Origin of the sequence: Labrenzia sp. 011 (genome assembly GCF_003075075.1) — a bacterium.
GTDB lineage: Bacteria > Pseudomonadota > Alphaproteobacteria > Rhizobiales > Stappiaceae > Roseibium.
Genome location: NZ_QCYM01000013.1, coordinates 78,163 through 95,565 on the forward strand (window position 1 = coordinate 78,163; position 17,403 = coordinate 95,565).

The following is a 17,403-nucleotide window of genomic DNA, read 5'->3' on the forward strand; positions in this document are numbered from 1 at the left end:
GCGAATGCGTATGCGCCCGAATGGATGTTTCAGGGGGCACCAATGGCGCAAGATCTCGCGGTCGTTGTCGGAGCAGGCGGGGGCATCGGCGCGGCTCTCGTTCAGGCGCTTTCCCGAGAGGGAGGATTTGATGAGGTCGTGGGTCTCGGCCGGGCCTCCGATCCGCCTCTGGATCTTCTGGACGAGGAAACGGTGGAGGCATGTGCCAACCGCCTGAGGGCGCGCGGTGACGCATGCCGGTTGATCCTGGATGCGACCGGTGTTCTCTCCGTCGAGGGATCCCGCCCGGAAAAAAGCCTGCGGGAACTCGACCCGGCTGCAATGGCGCGGAATTTCGCGATCAATGCCATCGGGCCGGCGCTGCTGATGAAACATTTCCTGCCCCTGTTGCCGCCAACGGAACGCTGCGTGTTCGCGACGCTTTCCGCCCGGGTGGGGTCGATCGGGGATAACCGGCTCGGCGGCTGGTATTCCTATCGGGCCTCGAAGGCGGCGCTCAACCAGCTGGTGCGTACGGCCTCGGTCGAGCTGAGGCGCAGGGCCCCGGAAGCCATTTGCGTGGCGCTGCATCCCGGAACGGTTCACACATCCCTGAGCGACGGGTTTGCCAAAACCGGGCTGGATGTTCAGTCTGCCGAACTTGCCGCCAGCCGGCTTGTCTCTCTTGCAGGCCGGCTTACCCCCGAACAGTCCGGTGGATTTTACGACCAGTTCGGCAAGACCATTCCCTGGTGACCCCACTGCCTTTCTTCCAGCATGTCCGCCATTGAAGAGAACCGTGCTTCCGTGTTCTTCTGTCTGCGGGAGGAGTTTCAGGTGATGACCAGCGAAGCCGAACAGATCCATCCGCTGACGCCGGGGTGCCGCGGGACCGCGTCTGATTTCGCCGGGCCGGAAACGCCGTGGCATCGGGGGCAGGGATGACGTTCATTTTCCATCGTGTCGAGTTTGACGACATTATGCGCCGTTGCCCGCCTTCGCCGCCGACGGGACGGATGCTGCAACGGGGAAGACGCGGATGACGGGCGAAACGGATCTTGTCACCCTGATTTCAAACATGCGGCCGATGCTGGATCCGGAGCCGTATGTCTTTTGCACCTTCGTTTCCCGGAGCATTGCGGAGCTGGCGGCTTACGATCCGATTTGCCTGTTTTCCGAGACGGAAGGCGTGACGGCCATTCTTCCGGCCGAGCGGGCGCGGGAGCTGGGACTGGCTGAGGCCGAATGGTTCCGGCGCATCACCCTGACGGTGCATTCGTCACTGGAGGCGGTCGGACTCACGGCCGCGGTTGCCACCGCTCTGGCCGCAAAAGGCATATCGGCAAATGTTGTCGCGGCGTTTTTTCACGATCATGTCTTCGTTCCGGAAGAACGTGCCGAGGAGGCGCTGCAGGAGCTGAGAAACCTGACGGATGCGGCGGGATGAACAGTGGACAGGCCGGGCAAAGACCCGCCGGAAACGGAATTCGAACCGAATTCTCCTTGCAATTTCCGGTCCGGCTTACCATTCCTAAGCTAGGGTGCGAAAGCGGAGCATCGATGGCAACGAGCGGTTCGAAGAACCGGTCTGGAGTCGGGTCCATAGCGTTCACGCCGATCGTGTGAACGGATCGCAAGGGCCAGTCAGAGGTAGCAGCATGCAACGGGTCAAGCGCCGTCTCGCGGCGATCATGTGCGCGGACGTCGCGGGGTATTCGGCGCTCATGGAGCGCGACGAAGACGGCACCCTGGACAGGCTGAAGGCCTACCGTGAAGTGATGTCCTCCCTGACGGAAAGCCACAACGGCCGGATCGTCAACACTTGGGGCGATGCCGTCATCATCGAATTTTCATCGGTAGTTGAGGCCGTCCAGTGCGCTGTCGACATCCAGAACGAATTGTCGCTGCGCAATGCGGATGTTCCCGATTCCAGCCGGATGGAGTTCCGTATCGGGATAAATCTCGGTGACATCATGGTGGAAGGCGACGACATCTACGGCGACGGCGTCAATGTTGCCGCGCGCCTGCAGGAACTGGCCCCGACCGGCGGCATCATGCTGTCTCAATCCGTATATGAACAGGTCAAGGCCAAGATGGCGATCGGCTTCGATGCGCAGGGGGCCCGTCAGGTGAAGAATGTGACGGATCCCGTCGAAACCTTCCTGGTGCGTATGGGCGGGCGCAATGCACCGCAGGAGAGCTTCTCTCTTCCCGGTGAGGAGGAGGCCGCGACGCCGGCGGGCGAAAGCGACGGGCCTCATGATTTGGAGAAAGATACGCAGGCGGTGGCAAACGGCTTTGAACAGGCCAGGCGCTGGCTTCGCGCACAGCCGCAGCGCGTGCGTGGCAGCGTGTTCATGATCGGTTTTTTCTTCGTTCTCAACCTGCTGACATCCGGCCTGTCCGAGCTCTGGTTCGTCTGGCCGTCCCTGCCTTTCGCCATGATGCTGATCTGGCACGTGATCGTCGGACGCGGGGAAAAGCCTGTGGAAGGGAATATCCAGCGTGGCGACTGAAGCCGGTGGTGAGGACCGCGTTGCCGATCTGATAACTCTTTTCGCGCTATTGACTGTCTCACCGTTTGCGAGAGCTCGCCACTTCGCTTACACATGGATCAATGCAAGAAGGGCTGAATCGCCCGCCTGAACCTGAAAACGCAAGAGCATCGCGCATTCACCCGAACACGGGATGCCTTAGAGAACGCCGGTATCACCGGCACAGCAGCCAAGGGAGCTTAATCCTGCGCATGAAAAACTATTCGACCACGGTGCCTGCACGCCTCGACGAAGACGATGAGGACAAAGCCAAGAGCCAGCCGTCGATTCAGGTCGACAAGCATCTGTTCGAAGCGCGGACAGTGCTGATCACCGGTCCGGTGAGCCAGGAGATGGCCCGCGATGTCTGCGCCCGTCTTCTTGCGCTGGCGCAGGTTTCCAACGATCCGATCACGGTCATCGTCTCGTCTCCGGGCGGTCATGTCGAATCCGGTGACATGATCCACGACACCATCAAGTTCATCGCGCCTGAAGTGCGGATCCTTGGCATGGGATGGGTCGCCAGCGCCGGCGCGCTGATCTATGTCTCCGTGCCCAAGGACAAGCGCTTCTGCACCCCCAACACCCGCTTCCTGTTGCACCAGCCGTCGGGCGGAGCCGGCGGCATGGCCACGGATATCGAAATCCAGGCACGGGAAATCATCAAGATGCGGGATCGGTTGAACCAGATCTTCGCCGATGCGACCGGCCAGCCCATCGAGCGGATCGAGAAAGATACCGATCGGGACTACTGGATGAGCCCCTCCGAGGGGATCGAATACGGTCTTGTCGGCAAGGTCGTCACCAGCGTGGACGAGCTGGGCTGATCATCTGCCGGAAAGCTGGAGCTGTCTGCCCGTCAGCTTGTTGAAATCCGAACGCCGGAGGGTCCCCTCCGGCGTTTTTTATTCCGCAGATTGCCGCCTGTCCGAAAGCGGACAGGCATGCGCGGGCGCTGCCTATGCGCTCAATGTTTCCCGTTTGGCGGAATACACCAGCACCGGAGCCACGGGTTTCGGGTTCAGCACCTGGGGGCGGAGCCGTTCCATCACGTCGCGGAGTACGCTTTCCTCACCGGAAGCGCTGCCGTCGAAGAGCACCGCCACCAGGTGATCGACAAAGCGTTGATAGGTCTCCTGGGAAGGACAGACAGGCGTCAGCAGTTCCGCGACGGGTTTGCCGTCATAGAACGGGGCGCCTCCGGACAGGAAGGTCAGAAATTCGCACAGATCGTCCGAAGTCTCGAACTCCTGGCGGAATTTCGACAGGTCGAAACAGGAATCCTGTTCCAGGCGGGTCCGAAGGCGTGGCATGGCCTGCATGATTGCCTTGCGTCCACCGAGTTTCATATAGAGTGTCATCTGCCTACCCTCGATTACAGTCGAAACGATGCCTGTTAAGTGCCGTAATTTTGCCAGTGGTCCTGTGATGCGGATCACGATTGTTTTCTTTGCGAAGGAACCGCGGAGTTTGCAGGGCAGGTATCCGGCCGCCCGGACTCGGGCCGTTGTGACGTGCGGCGCAAGACGGGGATAAAATGTGTCAGGCAGGTCACAGATTTATTACAGTGCCGAAGTGCGAAAACGCTCCGGTGACGCGGATGGCGGGGGGGCGTGTCTGAAAACTGTCGACAGAGCGGACGCCCGTTCCCGGCGACCTTGCCAATGACCTCATAAAAGCCGGATTGTCGCGATCCTGTCCCGCTTTAGGGGTATCGGCCGGTGGAGCCTGAAGATGTTTTTTTACCTGGCCAAGATCGGCTATTTTTTCATACAGCCTTCCAATTTCCTGATCGCGCTGGTTCTGGCCGGGTTGATATCGAGTGCTTGGACCCGCGGTCGCCGAACCGGCCGCCTGGTTGCCTGGGCAGGTGTGCTGGGGCTTGCGGTCTGCGGGTTTTCCCCGGCCGCCAACTGGCTGATCCTGCCGCTGGAGGAACGGTTTGCAAGGCCCGCGCAGGTGGATGGATTTGACGGAATCATTGTGCTGGGGGGCGCTGTCGACACGGTGGTGACCGGCGGGCGCGGCGATACGGCCCTGACCACTTCAGGCGAGCGCATCACGATCGCGGCGCGCCTTGCAGGCCAGCTTCCCGCGGCCAAGGTCATTCATACCGGCGGGAAGGGTGTTGTCATCTCCTCCCAGTCGACCGAAGCGGAGGGGGCGGCCCGTCTTTTCGAGGATTTCGGTATCCCGGCACACAGGGTGATTCTGGAAGATGCCTCGCGCAACACCTGGGAAAACGCGGTCTTCACCAGAGAGCTCATCGATCCCCGGCCCGGACAAAGATGGCTCCTTGTAACGTCCGCCTATCACATGCCCCGGTCGATGGGGGTGTTCGAGAAGGCGGGCTGGACCGGCGTCACGGCTTATCCGGTCGATTACCGCACCCGGGGCAAAGAGGATCTGTCACTCGGCTTTTCCGGTGCGTCGAAGGGGTTACGGCGGTTCGACATCGCCTTTCGGGAATGGCTCGGGCTGATCGTCTATCGGGCCACCGGGCGCAGCACCGCTTTCTTTCCCGCTCCGCCCGACCCCCAGTAACCGGATAAAATTCAGGGCGGGAATTCCCGGTCAGACCCTTTTACAGGCCCCGTCATGGCACCATATAGTGGCGGCAGGGCAGACTGGCTGCAGGACAACAGGGCGCGCTCCGACATGAATTGATGTCGGAATGGGTGGAAAGCTCAGCGATTATAATATGTCAGATCCATGCGCGTTCGGGTGAACGCCAATGCGATGTGCCGTCAGTGTAATCACGGAATTTGAAAGGATGTGGGCGGATGGTGTTAGAATCGCCGATTGTTGCGGCGGACATTGTTCAGTGGCTCTACAGCGATGCGTCTCATCTGAAAGATACCCTGGAGATTGTCAGCGAGCTTGGCCGCCGTCTGCGCAACGGCAAGGTGCCGGTGGACCGGGTGACGACGGGCATCTGGGTCGTCCATCCGAACGTGCGCGCGGAATCTTCCATTTGGACCAGTGACGGAACCAAGGAACTGCTGCTCTACAAGGCGGATCGGTCTGAGGAAGAGGCCTATGCGGCCAGTCCGATCAAGCGCGTTCACGAGACACGGGAGCCCGTACGAGTCAAAATCTCACCGGAGCGTGCAGGGGAGCCGGACTATCCGATCATCAGCGAACTGCGCGCGGAAGGCTACGCGGACTATATCGCACTGCCGATGCCCTTCTCCGACGGGTCGGTCAAGGTTGTCTCTTTCGCGACGAAGGAACCTGCCGGTTTTTCCGGCTCTCATCTCAGTGTGTTCGACTCCCTCATCCGGCCGCTGGCGCTTGTCTGCGAGCTGAAAACGCTTCGCAGAACCGCGGAAACGGTTCTGGAAACCTATGTCGGGCGGCGGGCCGGACTGAAGGTTCTGGACGGCACCACCCGCAGGGGCGACGGCGAGTGGATCAAGGCGGTGGTCAGCTTTGCCGATATCCGCGGTTTCACGCGATTGTCGAACACGCTGCCGGCGGACAAGATCGTTGTATTCCTGAACAAGTATTTCGGCGCGATGACGGCGGCCGTGGAAGCCCATGGCGGCGAGGTTCTGAAGTTCATCGGCGACGAGGTGATGGCGATCTTCCCGTTCGAAACGCAGGAGGAAGCCAGGGAGGCCGCCCTTCAGGCACTGCTTGCCGCCCGGGAAACGCTTGAGCGGATCGCCGAGATCAACAGGTCCAACACCTGTACCGCCACGCCGGACCTGAGTGTCGGCATCGCCCTGCATGCGGGAGATGTCTTCTATGGCAACGTGGGCAGCGAGACCCGTCTGGATTTCACGGTTGTCGGGCCGGCGGTCAATCTGGCTGCGCGCATCGCGGAACTGGCCAAGGACCTGAAGCGCCAGGTGCTGGTCTCCGATGCGCTGGCGGAGATCATGGGGTGCCGCTCGGGTCTCTACGGCCGGTATCAGGTGAAGGGATTCGACGAGCCCGTGGCGGTATATTCTCCCGACTTTTCCGAAAAGGCGGTGACCGGGTATTGCCCGGACACGACCGCCTTGCGCGCAAGCGAGCCGAACTGACGGCGAAGCAGCACCAGCAGGACCGCGAAGGTCGTTGCAACAAAGATATAGGGCCCCGCGAACCAGCCCAGAAAGGCGATCGCGAAGAACAGGGCCCGCTGGCCGCGGTTGAAGTGACGCCCTGCCAGTACATTGAGTTTCCCGGCCTGAAGCGCCATTTGGTGGATCTCTTCTTCGCTCGCCTTGCTCCGCTCCGGGACGGCCCCCATGATGATGCTTGAATAATTGAAGAGACGGTAGGCCCAGCCGAACTTGAAAAAGCTGTAGGCGAATATGGTCATCAGGCCCAGCACCTTGACTTCCCACAGGGCCCGGCTGTGCTCAACGGGAAATGAAAGGTCGCCGGCGACCTCAAGGATCCTGTCGGTCGAATCCAGCAGCGCGAATCCGCCACCGATGGCCAGAAGCGCGGTCGAGGCGAAAAAGGCGGTTCCCTGCTGCAGCCCGGTCATGATCGACGTGTCCATGATGCGCACATCCCGCGAGCACATCGTCGTCATCCAGCCGAGACGGTACTGATCCATCGCATTCGACAGGGTTTTTCCGCGCAGCGGGCTCATATCGATCAGCAAATTGAATCCGAACCAGGCGCAGAGAAACCAGGCAGCGGCAGCCATGTCCAATTGTGAGAGCGGATTCATGGAGAACCTTTCAGTCGTTCAGTTGGAAGCGGACAGCGAACTCATAGCAGAGTTTTCCCGGTGTCTCCAAAGGGCTGGTGATAAACTATAAGCACATGGAAAATATGAGAAATCGCAGCTCCGCGTAAATGTCATTGCTGATGTACTTTTTTTGCACTTGCGAAATGGTAAGGGATCGTTTACCTCGTCGCCTCAAAGGTGCCACATTTACGGCCGCAGGGGGCCAGGCATCAGACAACAAAGTGTAGGGCTTTAATGGACGAAAACGTGCAGAAATCTTGTTGGAGCGTCACTCTCTGGACTGTCGCTGCAGTCGGGGTAGCATTGACGATGGTACTTCTGTTCAACGATGTGGAGAGTGCACAACAAGCCGTCGCCGTGGCCGGATAGGTCAACGGGACGTTTTCAGAACAAGGGCGCAGCGGCAGGCTGCGCCTTTTTCGTTTTGGGGGGCGTGAAACGGCCGATAGGCGTTCGGCGGAGCGGACCAGACTAGACCAGGGCAATCGCTCTTCTAGGGAGTGCCATTGGAATTGGCTGAAAACTGCGGCCGGCCGGCCGGGCCGAATACCTGGCGGAATTCCATTTCCCTGACCACGGTCCTGTTGTCCGGGTGGCTGATCAGAAAACCGGTATAGGCGGAAAATCCGAACGGCAGGAGAACCATCTGGACCGGTCCCAGGGCCGGCCAGGCAAGCTCGGCGCCCCAGACCGGGATTTGGGCCGGTGCCCGTTCTTCCAGCAGCGACACGATATCGCTCTTGTGCAACATGGCCGTTCCCCGGGCATTCCATTCAAGCGCGGCGAGACCGTTTTTCAGCGGATGAAGCCGGATTGTCGACCCGTTGATTGCAACGATCACGCTGTCGTCGGAGTCCCGGGCAATGCTTGCGATCGCCACGGTACGATCTGCGGGAAGGTCCCGGCGGACACCGTCCGTCTCGACAAAGCCGGACGAATTGATCACGCGAAATTCGCCAAGCGGATAGTCGTTTGCGGCCTGGATCGGCGCGGAAAGAAAAACAAAAGCCAGAAATACGGCAACTCGTCTGAGCATCGCAGGGTCCCTTTATTTGGGTGCATGCGATTATAACTGGATAAAAATTTAAAAAGTTTTGATCGGATTTCCGATCGTCAGGCACTGGCTGCAAATATCGAAAGTGATCTTGTCATCTGGACAGGGCGACGACCAGGTCCTCGATCGTGGAATGCTCCGGTTGCCAGCCGGTGGCGCGGCGGGCATGCTGAAAATCGACCGATTGCGACAGGGCGTAACCCGCCTGCCAATCCGTATCCGGATCGGCATCCTCGGGAACCGGCAGTGTTTCGATCTCCAGCGGCAATCCGTGTCTTGCGGAAATGTGCGAGGCGAGATGGGCGACGGAAATACCCTGGATGCAACTCGCGATGAGCGACATCCTGAAGCGGGGCTGCCTGAGAGCCAGCACGTATAGCGCGGCAAGGTCATCCGCCTCCACCAGTGGCCAGAGCGTGTCCGCAGTGGCACGCGTTTCGAAAGGAAGGCCTTTCTCGAGTGCTCGGGTCATTTCCGCGATCGGACCGGCGGTGCGGCTGCACACGAGGGCCGGATGGATGACGGCCAGGTTGAGGTCGGTGCCGTTGGAAAGAGTCCGGATGGTCTCGGTCATGTAGCGAAAGGCAGGCAGGGGCGAAAAGGGCGTTTTCTCGGTGATGGGGTTTGTGCCCGTTACAGCCGGGTAGAGCCAGGTGCCGCCGGTATAGACGACCTTGAGTGGCTGCTTGCGATGTTTGGCGGCCTGTTTGAGAGCCAGCATGGATTGGCGGTCGACCCGTCCCATGTCGTTGGTGAAGGTTGCTCCGGTGTGTATGACCGCATCGCAGGAGGCGGCCCTGCCGACCCAGCTTTCAGGACTGCGCAGGTCTCCCGGGTAAGCGCTGGCACCCGATGCCCTCAGCTTTTCCGCGGCCGCATCGGAGCGGGCCAGACCGATGATCCTGACGTCTTCGTCTTTCAGTCTTTTCACTACGGCGGCGCCAATCCGGCCGGTGCCGCCCGTCACAAAAACATCCATGGGCAAAGAGAACTCCTTTCGGCAGTGCGGTGCAAGATCAACCTGTCGAGCCTGTGCAAAATCCACCGCTGGATTCATGGCGCTGCTTGACCTTGTCTGCAGGCCTGTTACGTCAGGATCATGACCTTGCATCTGGTGAAACTGTGCGTGGGCGCAGACAGTGTCGAGACCCTGCAGGCCTGGATCGATTTCCGGGTGGAGCAGGCCCGCATGGCCGGGCTTGCCGAGGAGACGACCCACACGACGCGCATGGTACCGACGCGCAGGGATGAGTTGCTGGACGGCGGCTCGCTCTACTGGGTGATCAAGGGCAAGATACAGGCACGCCAGCATCTTCTCGATATCCGGCCCTTCACGGACGATTCCGGCGTCAAGCGGTGCGATCTGGTGCTGGAACCGCGGCTGGTGCTGACGCAGTATCAGCCCAGACGGCCGTTCCAGGGCTGGCGGTATCTGAAAGCGACAGATGCACCGGCGGATCTCAGGATCGGCGGCACGGGGCAGTCCATGCCGGAGGCCATGCGCCGGGATCTCACGGAACTTTGTCTGCTTTGAACGATCCGTGTGCCGTCTGTGTCCGGATGGCCCTGCGGTGCGCTGGCGCGAAAGAAGTCTTGCCGGGGCGCTCTGCCGGCCCCAGTTTCAAGGACAGGACTTCGGCATGAGGGACGGACGGGAATGGTGAAAAACCGGGACAAGGAAAAAGAGGCGGTTGTCCGGCAGGAAAACGCGGCGCTGTCCGCGGCGCCCGACATCACCCGATTTCTGGAGAAAGCGAAACAGGCCGAGCCCCGGTCCGACACCGGCGGACGGTTGATCTTTGCCCTGGATGCGACGATGAGCCGGCAGCCCACCTGGGACCGGGCCTGTCAGATCCAGGCGGAAATGTTCAAGGAGGCGGACAAGGTCGGCGGCCTGAAGATCAAGCTTGTCTATTTCCGCGGCTTTGGGGAGTGCCGGGCGTCGCGCTGGTTCGAAAGCGGGGAGGCCCTGGCCCGGGCTATGGGCGCAATCGCCTGCCAGGGCGGCCAGACGCAAATCCGCAAGGTCCTGTCGGCGGCTCTGGCCGCGGCGGACAGGGAGAAGATTGCAGCGCTGGTCTATGTCGGCGACTGCATGGAAGAGGATGTCGATCTGCTGTGCGACAAGGCGGGGCAATTGGGACTGCTGGGTGTTCCGATGTTTCTCTTCCAGGAAGGGCGGGACGCAGTTGCCGAGCGGGCGTTTCGGGAAATGGCGCGCCTGACCAACGGCGTCTATTGTCCGTTCGACGCAGGGTCGGCGAAGCAACTGGCCGATCTTCTCAAGGCCGTTGCCGTGTTCGCCAGTGGCGGCCACACGGCCCTTAGGACCCTGGAGCGGCAGGGCGGACAAGGGGCGCGCCTGCTTCTGGAGCAGCTGAAGCCCGGTCGGGGGTAGTCTTGCTGCTGCGACGGGATCCGGTCGTCATTCGCCATGCCGGTTGCCTTTTTCGGCGAATTGCCGCAAGCCGGGGATGGTTTCCAAAGCGGGCGCCTGACAGATCCTAAATGTCTTGCGTTCCACCCGGTTCGACCGGAGAGCGTTGCCAGGGAGGCATGGGCATGGCAGGACGTCGGCGGTATTCACCACTCCGGACCGGGACTGTCGGATGATCTATCTCTTGATCAGCATTATCCTGCTGGCAGTGCTTCTTGCCGCAGGTCAGAGTTTCATCAACGCCAATCCGAAGGCGCTCGCGCGCAAACTTCGGCTCATTGGCGGTCTTTTCCTGATCGGCCTTGCAGCCCTGTTCGCGTTCGGAGGGCGCTTTGTCTTTGCGGTCCCGCTCTTTGGGCTCGGGCTTTCTGTATTGGGAATTTCAGGCCTGCGCGGCCTTGCGGGCGGCTACAAGCCGACCAAAACATCCGGACAGAAATCGCGGGTGCGGACCGCGATGGTCGAGATGGAACTGGATCACGATAGCGGGGCGATGACGGGAACCGTTCTCACCGGCCGCTATGAGGGCCGCGGACTGGACGATCTGGGCGACGAAGACCTGGAAGCCTTCTGGCGCGAGACATCCCGGGACGACCAGAGCCGGAAACTAGTCGAAGCTTATCTCGACCGCCGGCTTGCCGGTTGGCGTGAAAACTTCCAGCCGGATGGAGCAGAGCGGCAGGGAAGCCCGGCGAGCCCGGGCGCCATGACAGATGAGGAGGCCTACCAGATCCTGGGGCTTTCTCCCGATGCCGGGGACGCGGAAATTCGAGCCGCGCACCGCCGGCTTATGATGAAGGTCCATCCCGACCAGGGAGGCTCCGGTTTCCTCGCGGCGAAAATCAACGAGGCTAAAGACACGCTTCTCAGAGGACATTGACGGCATCCGTTACGCGGTTACTGATAGATGGCGAAGCAGGCATATTTGGCATTTTTCAAGCTCTTGCAGGCATTCCAGGCTGCGGATTTGCTTTCAAAGCCGACAAAACGCGCCCGGTAGAGGGTCTGTCCATTGGCTTCAACCGGTTCCGTGTAGGGCGAGCGTCCACGCAGGGCGGCGCCCGTCCGGGCCTTGGCCTTCTTGAGCATGGTGATGGCCTGACCTTCTGTTTCGGCGGCGGCAATCTGAACCTGCCAGCCCGGCTCGATGTCGCGGGTATCGCTGGTGGCGACGGTGACGGATTCGTCTTCCGCTTCCGACGGGCTTGCAGCGGCTTCTGCGATTTCCGCGCTGATGGTTTCGACCGGCGTTGTGTCGACCCGTATGGTTTCCACATTGACGGTCTTGAGCGGTTGCGCCGAGGCTGAGGCGACCTGGCGGTTGCCGTTGCCGATGATTTTCTTGCGGGCGGCCTGGCTCAATGCGGCAGCCGAAATCGAATTCGTGGTTAGCGGCGTGTCCGGGCTTTCCGGCGGGATCGGGGGCAGGGACGTTGCCACGGCGAAGGTGCTGTCAAAGCGCCGTTCGATCATTTTCGGAGGAAGCGGCACCTGGTCGCCGAAACCGGGGACCGGTGCGGGCGGCGGTGCGGGGACGACGGAGGCCGTTACAGGCGCGTTGAAGGCGAGCACCATCGGCTGACCGGTCGCAGGGGCCGGTTTGCTGCCCGGCTTGGCTGTCGGCAAGGGCGGGTTCTTGAGCGAGGCGGCGACAAAGGTCGGCGCGATTGTCCGTTGAACGATCGCCGGTGCCGTCTTCGGTCCGCGACTGGCCTTGGGAAGATAGCGGCTGATCAGCTTCTTCATCTGGGCATCGCGCGAGGCTCCCGTCCTTCCACCCATGACCACCGCGACTATATGGCGTCCGTCGCGCTTGACCGAGGTGACGAGGTTGAAGCCCGAGGCGCGGGTGTAGCCGGTCTTGATACCGTCCACGCCCTTGACCCGGCCCAGGAGCTTGTTGTGGTTCCCGTAGGTCCGGCCCTTGTATTTGTAGGCGCGGGTTTTGAAATAGCCGTAATAGCTGGGAAAGCGTTCCTGGATCGCGCGGCCGAGGGTCGCCATGTCGCGCGCCGTGGTCCGCTGAGCGGAATTCGGCAGGCCGTGCGGGTTCTTGAATGTGGTCTTGCTCATGCCGAGCTGGCGTGCAGTGCGGGTCATGCGCTCGGCGAAGGCTCGCTCGGAGCCGCCGATGTTCTCGGCGATGACCGTGGAGGCATCGTTGGCGGACTTGGTGACCAGTGCCAGAATGGCGTCTTTCACCTTGATGGTCTCGCCCGGACGCAGTCCCAGTTTCGTTGGCGGACGTCCCGAGGCATATTTCGAGACCTTCAGTTTGGAATTCAGAGACAGCCGTCCGGCTTCCAGCTCTTCGAAGACCAGGTAAAGCGTCATGATCTTGGTGAGCGAAGCCGGGTAGCGATAGGCATCGGCGGAGGAGGCGTACAGCGTCTTGCCGGTCTTCGCATCGACAACGATACCGGCATATTTCGAGTTGGCCAGTGCCGCAGCCGGGACGCTGAAGAGAAGGACGCCGAGGGTCAGGATTTTTGCCGTCCGGGTCATCACCCGTGCATTTCGGAGAAAACGCATACCAAACACAATTACTATCCCATTCCGGGTCAGGTGGTTCGTGTCTGGAGCGGCCGGGGTCGGATCTTAACCCCCAAGCGATTCAAACCCGCCACTCCATCGATCTCGGGTCATTTGAGGGAAACACGGTTACGAATGTGTAAATAGTCATCATAAAAACCACATTAAAAAATAGTTTTTGGATAGGGTTAATCCTTGGTTAAATTTTATCTAAAGTTATAATTGCGAAGATTTGAAATGAATAATGTAATTTATTCTTCTTTTTCGAGTAAACAAGATTGAGTCATTCTCTGTTTTTGGGGAGGGGCTATACTATTACAGTACATATCGAATTTTTGCTTTGATTTTTTTGCATTGCGATAAAATTCCGTGCTTTTCTCATGTCCGGAGGCGAAGGGTGAAGACCGGTTCCGGAGTGTCTAAGCCCATGAATACCAAACGTTATTCAGTACGTATTTTCTCGTATGGGTTGTTGTTGCGCTGCAAAATCGCCTTGACAGTAATTGTGCGGTGCATTACGACAAATGCCTGCAGGTAACGCGATATGTGTGCATCGGAGAAGGGCTGGGCCAAAGTGCCGTTCCCGGATCCGGTTCGCCAGAAATAAGGGCAAGGTATGATGAGCAACTTTGAAGAAATGCAGAAGCTGAGCAAAGAGAACATGGACGTGGCCATGGCGACCTTCGGCTCCATGAGCAAGGGCTTTCAGGCGATCGCTGCCGAGGTTGCCGACTACCAGAAAAAGTCCTTCGAGGATGGAAGCGCAGCGGTTGAGAAACTGGTTGCCTCCAAGTCCCTCGACAAGGCGTTCGAGGCTCAGGCCGACTATTTCAAGACCGCCTATGAGGGTTTTGTCGGTGAGATGACCAAGATCGGCGAAATGATGACCGACCTGTCCAAGGATGCCTACAAGCCTTACGAAGGCGTGCTGGGTAAAATGGCGAAATAACTGCCATTCACATTCGCCGCCAAATGGCGACTGACAGAAACCCGGCTGTAACGAGCCGGGTTTTTTTGTATATGCACAGTTTTGCCTGTGCTCCACCGGTTCCGGCGCCCCATGCGCGGCCGGATCGGAAATGCCTTTCCCACCCATCTTTTAATTCCATTCCGGACACCTACATTCAGGTTCAGCGATGAGGTGTCATCCTCAAATGCGCCGAATACCGGTATGTAGTTGAAATCGACCATTGCGCGAGCGCGACTTGCGCGGCAGGATTAACGTCAAAGAATGTCGACCGGCGGCGCGGGGTGCGTTGCGGGACTGAACTGCGGACCGGCGGGTTGAAGCTGAGCCGGAGCAGGGATTGGTGATGGCCGGAAAGTTAGAGGCGGAAGAAACGGCGATGTCGGCGGGCTCTGATTATGACAATGACGGTGGTGACGCCGGAACGGTTGTTGTCACCCGAACCAAAACGGTAACCAAGCGGCCAAATCTCTATCGTGTGCTGCTTTTGAACGATGACTACACTCCGATGGAGTTTGTCATTCACGTCGTGGAGAGTTTTTTCCAGAAGAACCGGGAAGAAGCGACCCGCATCATGCTGCATGTTCACCATCACGGCGTCGGGGAATGCGGAATATTCTCCTACGAGGTCGCAGAGACGAAAGTGACCCAGGTGATGGACTTCGCGCGCAAGCATCAGCATCCTTTGCAATGCGTCATGGAAAAAAAGTGAGGACTATCGCAAGTGCCTTCTTTCTCACGCAGTCTTGAAAAAGCCCTGCATCAGGCCCTGGCTTTCGCCAATGAGCGCCAGCAGGAATACGCGACGCTCGAACATCTTCTTCTGGCATTGCTGGACGATCAGGATGCCGCCGCGGTCATGCGCGCGTGCAATGTCGATCTGGACATGATCCGCAGGAACCTCGTTGAATATATCGAGACCGAGCTGGACAATCTGGTCACGGACAGTGACGACGATTCCAAACCCACGGCCGGGTTCCAGCGGGTCATCCAGCGTGCGGTCATTCATGTCCAGTCATCCGGGCGCGAAGAGGTGACCGGGGCCAATGTGCTGGTGGCCATCTTTGCGGAGCGTGAAAGCCACGCGGCCTATTTCCTCCAGGACCAGGACATGACCCGCTACGATGCGGTCAATTACATCTCGCACGGGATCGCCAAGCGTCCCGGCATGTCCGAGGCCCGTCCGGTGGACGGGGCGGACGAGGAAGATGTGCTGCCGGGCGCCGAGGCCGAGAAAAAGGCCACCCAGAAGACCGACGCCCTGGAAGCCTATTGCGTCAATCTCAACGAGAAGGCGATCAACGGCAAGATCGATCCGCTGATCGGTCGCGATCGCGAGATCCAGCGCACGATCCAGATCCTGTGCCGGCGGTCCAAGAACAACCCGTTGTTTGTGGGCGATCCGGGGGTCGGCAAGACCGCGATTGCCGAAGGACTGGCACATCGTATCGTCAACGGCGACGTTCCGGTTGTCCTGAAGGATGCGACCATCTTTTCGCTCGACATGGGCTCGCTCCTGGCCGGCACCCGCTACCGGGGCGATTTCGAGGAACGCCTGAAGCAGGTGGTCAAGGAAATCGAGGACTACCCCGGTGCTGTGATGTTCATTGACGAGATCCACACGGTGATCGGTGCGGGGGCCACTTCGGGCGGCGCTATGGATGCCTCCAACCTGCTGAAGCCGGCGCTGGCATCGGGGGCTATCCGCTGCATCGGCTCGACGACCTACAAGGAGTACCGGCAGTTCTTCGAGAAGGACCGGGCGCTTGTCCGCCGCTTCCAGAAGATCGACGTCAACGAACCGTCGATCCCCGATGCGATCGATATTCTCAAGGGTCTGAAGCCCTATTTCGAGGACTTTCACAAGGTCCGCTACACCAATGACGCCATCAAGACCGCGGTCGAACTGTCGGCGAAATACATTTCCGACCGGAAGCTGCCGGACAAGGCCATTGATGTGCTCGACGAGACCGGTGCGTCGCAGATGCTCGTGCCTGAAGCCCGGCGGCGCAAGACCATCGGCGTGAAGGAAATCGAGAACACCATCGCCACCATGGCCCGGATCCCGCCGAAATCCGTGTCCAAGGACGATGCCGAAGTTCTGGAAAATCTCGGCAAGGATCTGAAGCGGGTCGTCTATGGCCAGGATGCGGCCATCGGCACGCTGGCGTCGGCGATCAAGCTCGCCCGCGCCGGACTGCGCGAGCCGGACAAGCCGATCGGCAGCTACCTGTTCTCCGGCCCGACCGGCGTCGGCAAGACCGAAGTCGCGCGCCAGCTTGCCCTGTCTCTCGGGGTGGAGCTGATCCGGTTCGACATGTCCGAATATATGGAGCGGCACACGGTGTCCCGCCTGATCGGCGCGCCTCCGGGATATGTGGGCTTCGATCAGGGCGGTCTGCTCACCGACGGCATCGACCAGCATCCGCACAGCGTGCTGCTGCTCGACGAGATCGAAAAGGCCCATCCGGATCTGTTCAATATCCTGCTGCAGGTGATGGATCACGGCAAGCTGACCGACCACAACGGCAAGCAGGTCGATTTCCGCAACGTCATCCTGATCATGACCACCAACGCAGGCGCGGCGGACATGGAAAAGATGCCGGTCGGCTTCAACCGCATGAAGCGGGAAGGCGACGATACGGAGGCGATCAACAAGCTGTTCACGCCGGAATTCCGCAACCGCCTCGATGCGATCATTCCGTTCGGCAATCTGCCGATGGAAGTCGTCTACAAGGTCGTAGAGAAATTCGTCATGCAGCTTGAAGTTCAGCTGGCGGACCGCGGCGTGACCTTCGAGCTCACGGAAGATGCGATCAAATGGCTGGCGGACAAGGGATATGACAACCAGATGGGCGCCCGGCCGCTTGGCCGGGTCATCCAGGAGCATATCAAGCGGCCGCTCGCGGACGAGGTCCTGTTCGGCAAGCTGAAAAAGGGCGGCATGGTCAAGGTGTCCGTTTCCGAGGACAGCAAGGGCCTGTTGCTGGAAAGCATCGAGGAGCGGGCGACGCCGTCCAAATCCAAGGCGAGCGCCAAGCCGAAGCCGAAACGCAAGCGCAAGCCCGCGACCAAGGCCGTGGCCGCAAAGGCCACCAAGCCGCCGGCCGCCAAAGGCGGGCCGGCGAAGAAAAGCCTGGTTCCCAAAGTGCCCCTGGCAGACTGACGTCGGCGAAACTCCAGAAAGCCCCGGATATCTTCCGGGGC

Annotated in this window: 17 protein-coding genes; 12 read left to right on the top strand and 5 right to left on the bottom strand. The window is 60.1% G+C overall.

Features of this window, described 5'->3' with window-relative positions:
• Nucleotides 1-42: 42 nt before the first annotated feature.
• From DCO57_RS14775 to DCO57_RS14790, 4 genes are all read left to right on the top strand, one after another.
• Complete coding sequence (locus DCO57_RS14775; protein ID WP_116699674.1) at nucleotides 43-735, top strand: SDR family NAD(P)-dependent oxidoreductase; 693 nt, start codon at nucleotides 43-45, stop codon at nucleotides 733-735.
• A 283-nt stretch (nucleotides 736-1,018) separates the two neighbouring features.
• Entirely contained in the window at nucleotides 1,019-1,426 is a 408-nt protein-coding gene (locus DCO57_RS14780) for an ACT domain-containing protein (RefSeq protein WP_116699675.1), read from the top strand.
• 211 nt (nucleotides 1,427-1,637) lie between these two features.
• Complete coding sequence (locus DCO57_RS14785; protein ID WP_116699676.1) at nucleotides 1,638-2,495, top strand: adenylate/guanylate cyclase domain-containing protein; 858 nt, start codon at nucleotides 1,638-1,640, stop codon at nucleotides 2,493-2,495.
• Nucleotides 2,496-2,725: 230 nt separating this feature from the next.
• The gene (locus DCO57_RS14790; protein ID WP_116699677.1) at nucleotides 2,726-3,340 is read left to right on the top strand and encodes an ATP-dependent Clp protease proteolytic subunit; all 615 of its coding nucleotides are present in this window, start codon (nucleotides 2,726-2,728) and stop codon (nucleotides 3,338-3,340) included.
• 132 nt (nucleotides 3,341-3,472) lie between these two features.
• On the opposite strand, the gene DCO57_RS14795 is transcribed toward DCO57_RS14790, so the two are convergent.
• A complete protein-coding gene (locus DCO57_RS14795; RefSeq protein ID WP_116699678.1) occupies nucleotides 3,473-3,874 on the bottom strand; it encodes a Clp protease ClpP in 402 nt (133 codons plus the stop codon).
• A gap of 373 nt (nucleotides 3,875-4,247) precedes the next feature.
• Here DCO57_RS14795 and DCO57_RS14800 point away from each other — a divergent pair, with 373 nt between their 5' ends.
• Both DCO57_RS14800 and DCO57_RS14805 read left to right on the top strand, forming a co-directional pair.
• On the top strand, nucleotides 4,248-5,057 hold the full coding sequence (locus tag DCO57_RS14800; RefSeq protein ID WP_116699679.1) for a YdcF family protein: 810 nt from the start codon (nucleotides 4,248-4,250) through the stop codon (nucleotides 5,055-5,057).
• Nucleotides 5,058-5,296: 239 nt separating this feature from the next.
• The gene (locus DCO57_RS14805) at nucleotides 5,297-6,544 is read left to right on the top strand and encodes an adenylate/guanylate cyclase domain-containing protein (protein WP_116699680.1); all 1,248 of its coding nucleotides are present in this window, start codon (nucleotides 5,297-5,299) and stop codon (nucleotides 6,542-6,544) included.
• On the opposite strand, the gene DCO57_RS14810 is transcribed toward DCO57_RS14805, so the two are convergent.
• The 3 genes from DCO57_RS14810 to DCO57_RS14820 form a co-directional block, all read right to left on the bottom strand.
• Nucleotides 6,430-7,185 (bottom strand): DUF599 family protein, encoded by a 756-nt coding sequence (locus tag DCO57_RS14810; RefSeq protein ID WP_116699681.1) that lies wholly within the window; start codon nucleotides 7,183-7,185, stop codon nucleotides 6,430-6,432. The genes DCO57_RS14805 and DCO57_RS14810 overlap by 115 nt on opposite strands.
• A gap of 514 nt (nucleotides 7,186-7,699) precedes the next feature.
• The gene (locus DCO57_RS14815; RefSeq protein WP_116699682.1) at nucleotides 7,700-8,242 is read right to left on the bottom strand and encodes a hypothetical protein; all 543 of its coding nucleotides are present in this window, start codon (nucleotides 8,240-8,242) and stop codon (nucleotides 7,700-7,702) included.
• Nucleotides 8,243-8,354: 112 nt separating this feature from the next.
• Nucleotides 8,355-9,239, bottom strand: a complete 885-nt coding sequence (locus tag DCO57_RS14820) for an SDR family oxidoreductase (protein WP_116699683.1) — start codon at nucleotides 9,237-9,239, stop codon at nucleotides 8,355-8,357.
• Nucleotides 9,240-9,359: 120 nt separating this feature from the next.
• Here DCO57_RS14820 and DCO57_RS14825 point away from each other — a divergent pair, with 120 nt between their 5' ends.
• The 3 genes from DCO57_RS14825 (at nucleotide 9,360) to DCO57_RS14835 (ending at nucleotide 11,577) form a co-directional block, all read left to right on the top strand.
• Nucleotides 9,360-9,794 carry a DUF1489 family protein gene (locus DCO57_RS14825; RefSeq protein WP_116699684.1) on the top strand — a complete coding sequence of 145 codons (435 nt, stop codon included), beginning with the start codon at nucleotides 9,360-9,362 and terminating at the stop codon, nucleotides 9,792-9,794.
• 123 nt (nucleotides 9,795-9,917) lie between these two features.
• Nucleotides 9,918-10,658, top strand: a complete 741-nt coding sequence (locus DCO57_RS14830) for a VWA domain-containing protein (RefSeq protein WP_116699685.1) — start codon at nucleotides 9,918-9,920, stop codon at nucleotides 10,656-10,658.
• Nucleotides 10,659-10,869: 211 nt separating this feature from the next.
• Nucleotides 10,870-11,577, top strand: a complete 708-nt coding sequence (locus tag DCO57_RS14835) for a DnaJ domain-containing protein (protein WP_116699686.1) — start codon at nucleotides 10,870-10,872, stop codon at nucleotides 11,575-11,577.
• Between the two features lie 17 nt (nucleotides 11,578-11,594).
• Here the strand turns inward: DCO57_RS14835 and DCO57_RS14840 are convergent, their stop codons facing one another.
• The gene (locus tag DCO57_RS14840; RefSeq protein WP_244287949.1) at nucleotides 11,595-13,202 is read right to left on the bottom strand and encodes a D-alanyl-D-alanine carboxypeptidase; all 1,608 of its coding nucleotides are present in this window, start codon (nucleotides 13,200-13,202) and stop codon (nucleotides 11,595-11,597) included.
• Nucleotides 13,203-13,845: 643 nt separating this feature from the next.
• Between DCO57_RS14840 and DCO57_RS14845 the strand changes: the two genes are divergently transcribed.
• The 3 genes from DCO57_RS14845 (at nucleotide 13,846) to clpA (ending at nucleotide 17,362) form a co-directional block, all read left to right on the top strand.
• Nucleotides 13,846-14,178, top strand: a complete 333-nt coding sequence (locus DCO57_RS14845) for a phasin family protein (protein ID WP_116699688.1) — start codon at nucleotides 13,846-13,848, stop codon at nucleotides 14,176-14,178.
• Between the two features lie 397 nt (nucleotides 14,179-14,575).
• Nucleotides 14,576-14,908 carry an ATP-dependent Clp protease adapter ClpS gene (clpS, locus tag DCO57_RS14850; RefSeq protein WP_116699732.1) on the top strand — a complete coding sequence of 111 codons (333 nt, stop codon included), beginning with the start codon at nucleotides 14,576-14,578 and terminating at the stop codon, nucleotides 14,906-14,908.
• A 12-nt stretch (nucleotides 14,909-14,920) separates the two neighbouring features.
• Nucleotides 14,921-17,362, top strand: a complete 2,442-nt coding sequence (gene clpA / locus DCO57_RS14855) for an ATP-dependent Clp protease ATP-binding subunit ClpA (RefSeq protein ID WP_116699689.1) — start codon at nucleotides 14,921-14,923, stop codon at nucleotides 17,360-17,362.
• Nucleotides 17,363-17,403: the final 41 nt, after the last annotated feature.

What these genes read in the sequence shown, in the direction of transcription:
- DCO57_RS14775 (WP_116699674.1), top strand. Translation starts at nt 43, where the DNA reads ATGGCGCAAGATCTCGCGGTCGTTGTCGGAGCAGGCGGGGGCATCGGC.
- DCO57_RS14780 (WP_116699675.1), top strand. Translation starts at nt 1,019, where the DNA reads ATGACGGGCGAAACGGATCTTGTCACCCTGATTTCAAACATGCGGCCG.
- DCO57_RS14785 (WP_116699676.1), top strand. Translation starts at nt 1,638, where the DNA reads ATGCAACGGGTCAAGCGCCGTCTCGCGGCGATCATGTGCGCGGACGTC.
- DCO57_RS14790 (WP_116699677.1), top strand. Translation starts at nt 2,726, where the DNA reads ATGAAAAACTATTCGACCACGGTGCCTGCACGCCTCGACGAAGACGAT.
- DCO57_RS14795 (WP_116699678.1), bottom strand. Translation starts at nt 3,874, where the DNA reads ATGACACTCTATATGAAACTCGGTGGACGCAAGGCAATCATGCAGGCC.
- DCO57_RS14800 (WP_116699679.1), top strand. Translation starts at nt 4,248, where the DNA reads ATGTTTTTTTACCTGGCCAAGATCGGCTATTTTTTCATACAGCCTTCC.
- DCO57_RS14805 (WP_116699680.1), top strand. Translation starts at nt 5,297, where the DNA reads ATGGTGTTAGAATCGCCGATTGTTGCGGCGGACATTGTTCAGTGGCTC.
- DCO57_RS14810 (WP_116699681.1), bottom strand. Translation starts at nt 7,185, where the DNA reads ATGAATCCGCTCTCACAATTGGACATGGCTGCCGCTGCCTGGTTTCTC.
- DCO57_RS14815 (WP_116699682.1), bottom strand. Translation starts at nt 8,242, where the DNA reads ATGCTCAGACGAGTTGCCGTATTTCTGGCTTTTGTTTTTCTTTCCGCG.
- DCO57_RS14820 (WP_116699683.1), bottom strand. Translation starts at nt 9,239, where the DNA reads ATGGATGTTTTTGTGACGGGCGGCACCGGCCGGATTGGCGCCGCCGTA.
- DCO57_RS14825 (WP_116699684.1), top strand. Translation starts at nt 9,360, where the DNA reads ATGACCTTGCATCTGGTGAAACTGTGCGTGGGCGCAGACAGTGTCGAG.
- DCO57_RS14830 (WP_116699685.1), top strand. Translation starts at nt 9,918, where the DNA reads ATGGTGAAAAACCGGGACAAGGAAAAAGAGGCGGTTGTCCGGCAGGAA.
- DCO57_RS14835 (WP_116699686.1), top strand. Translation starts at nt 10,870, where the DNA reads ATGATCTATCTCTTGATCAGCATTATCCTGCTGGCAGTGCTTCTTGCC.
- DCO57_RS14840 (WP_244287949.1), bottom strand. Translation starts at nt 13,202, where the DNA reads ATGACCCGGACGGCAAAAATCCTGACCCTCGGCGTCCTTCTCTTCAGC.
- DCO57_RS14845 (WP_116699688.1), top strand. Translation starts at nt 13,846, where the DNA reads ATGATGAGCAACTTTGAAGAAATGCAGAAGCTGAGCAAAGAGAACATG.
- clpS (WP_116699732.1), top strand. Translation starts at nt 14,576, where the DNA reads ATGTCGGCGGGCTCTGATTATGACAATGACGGTGGTGACGCCGGAACG.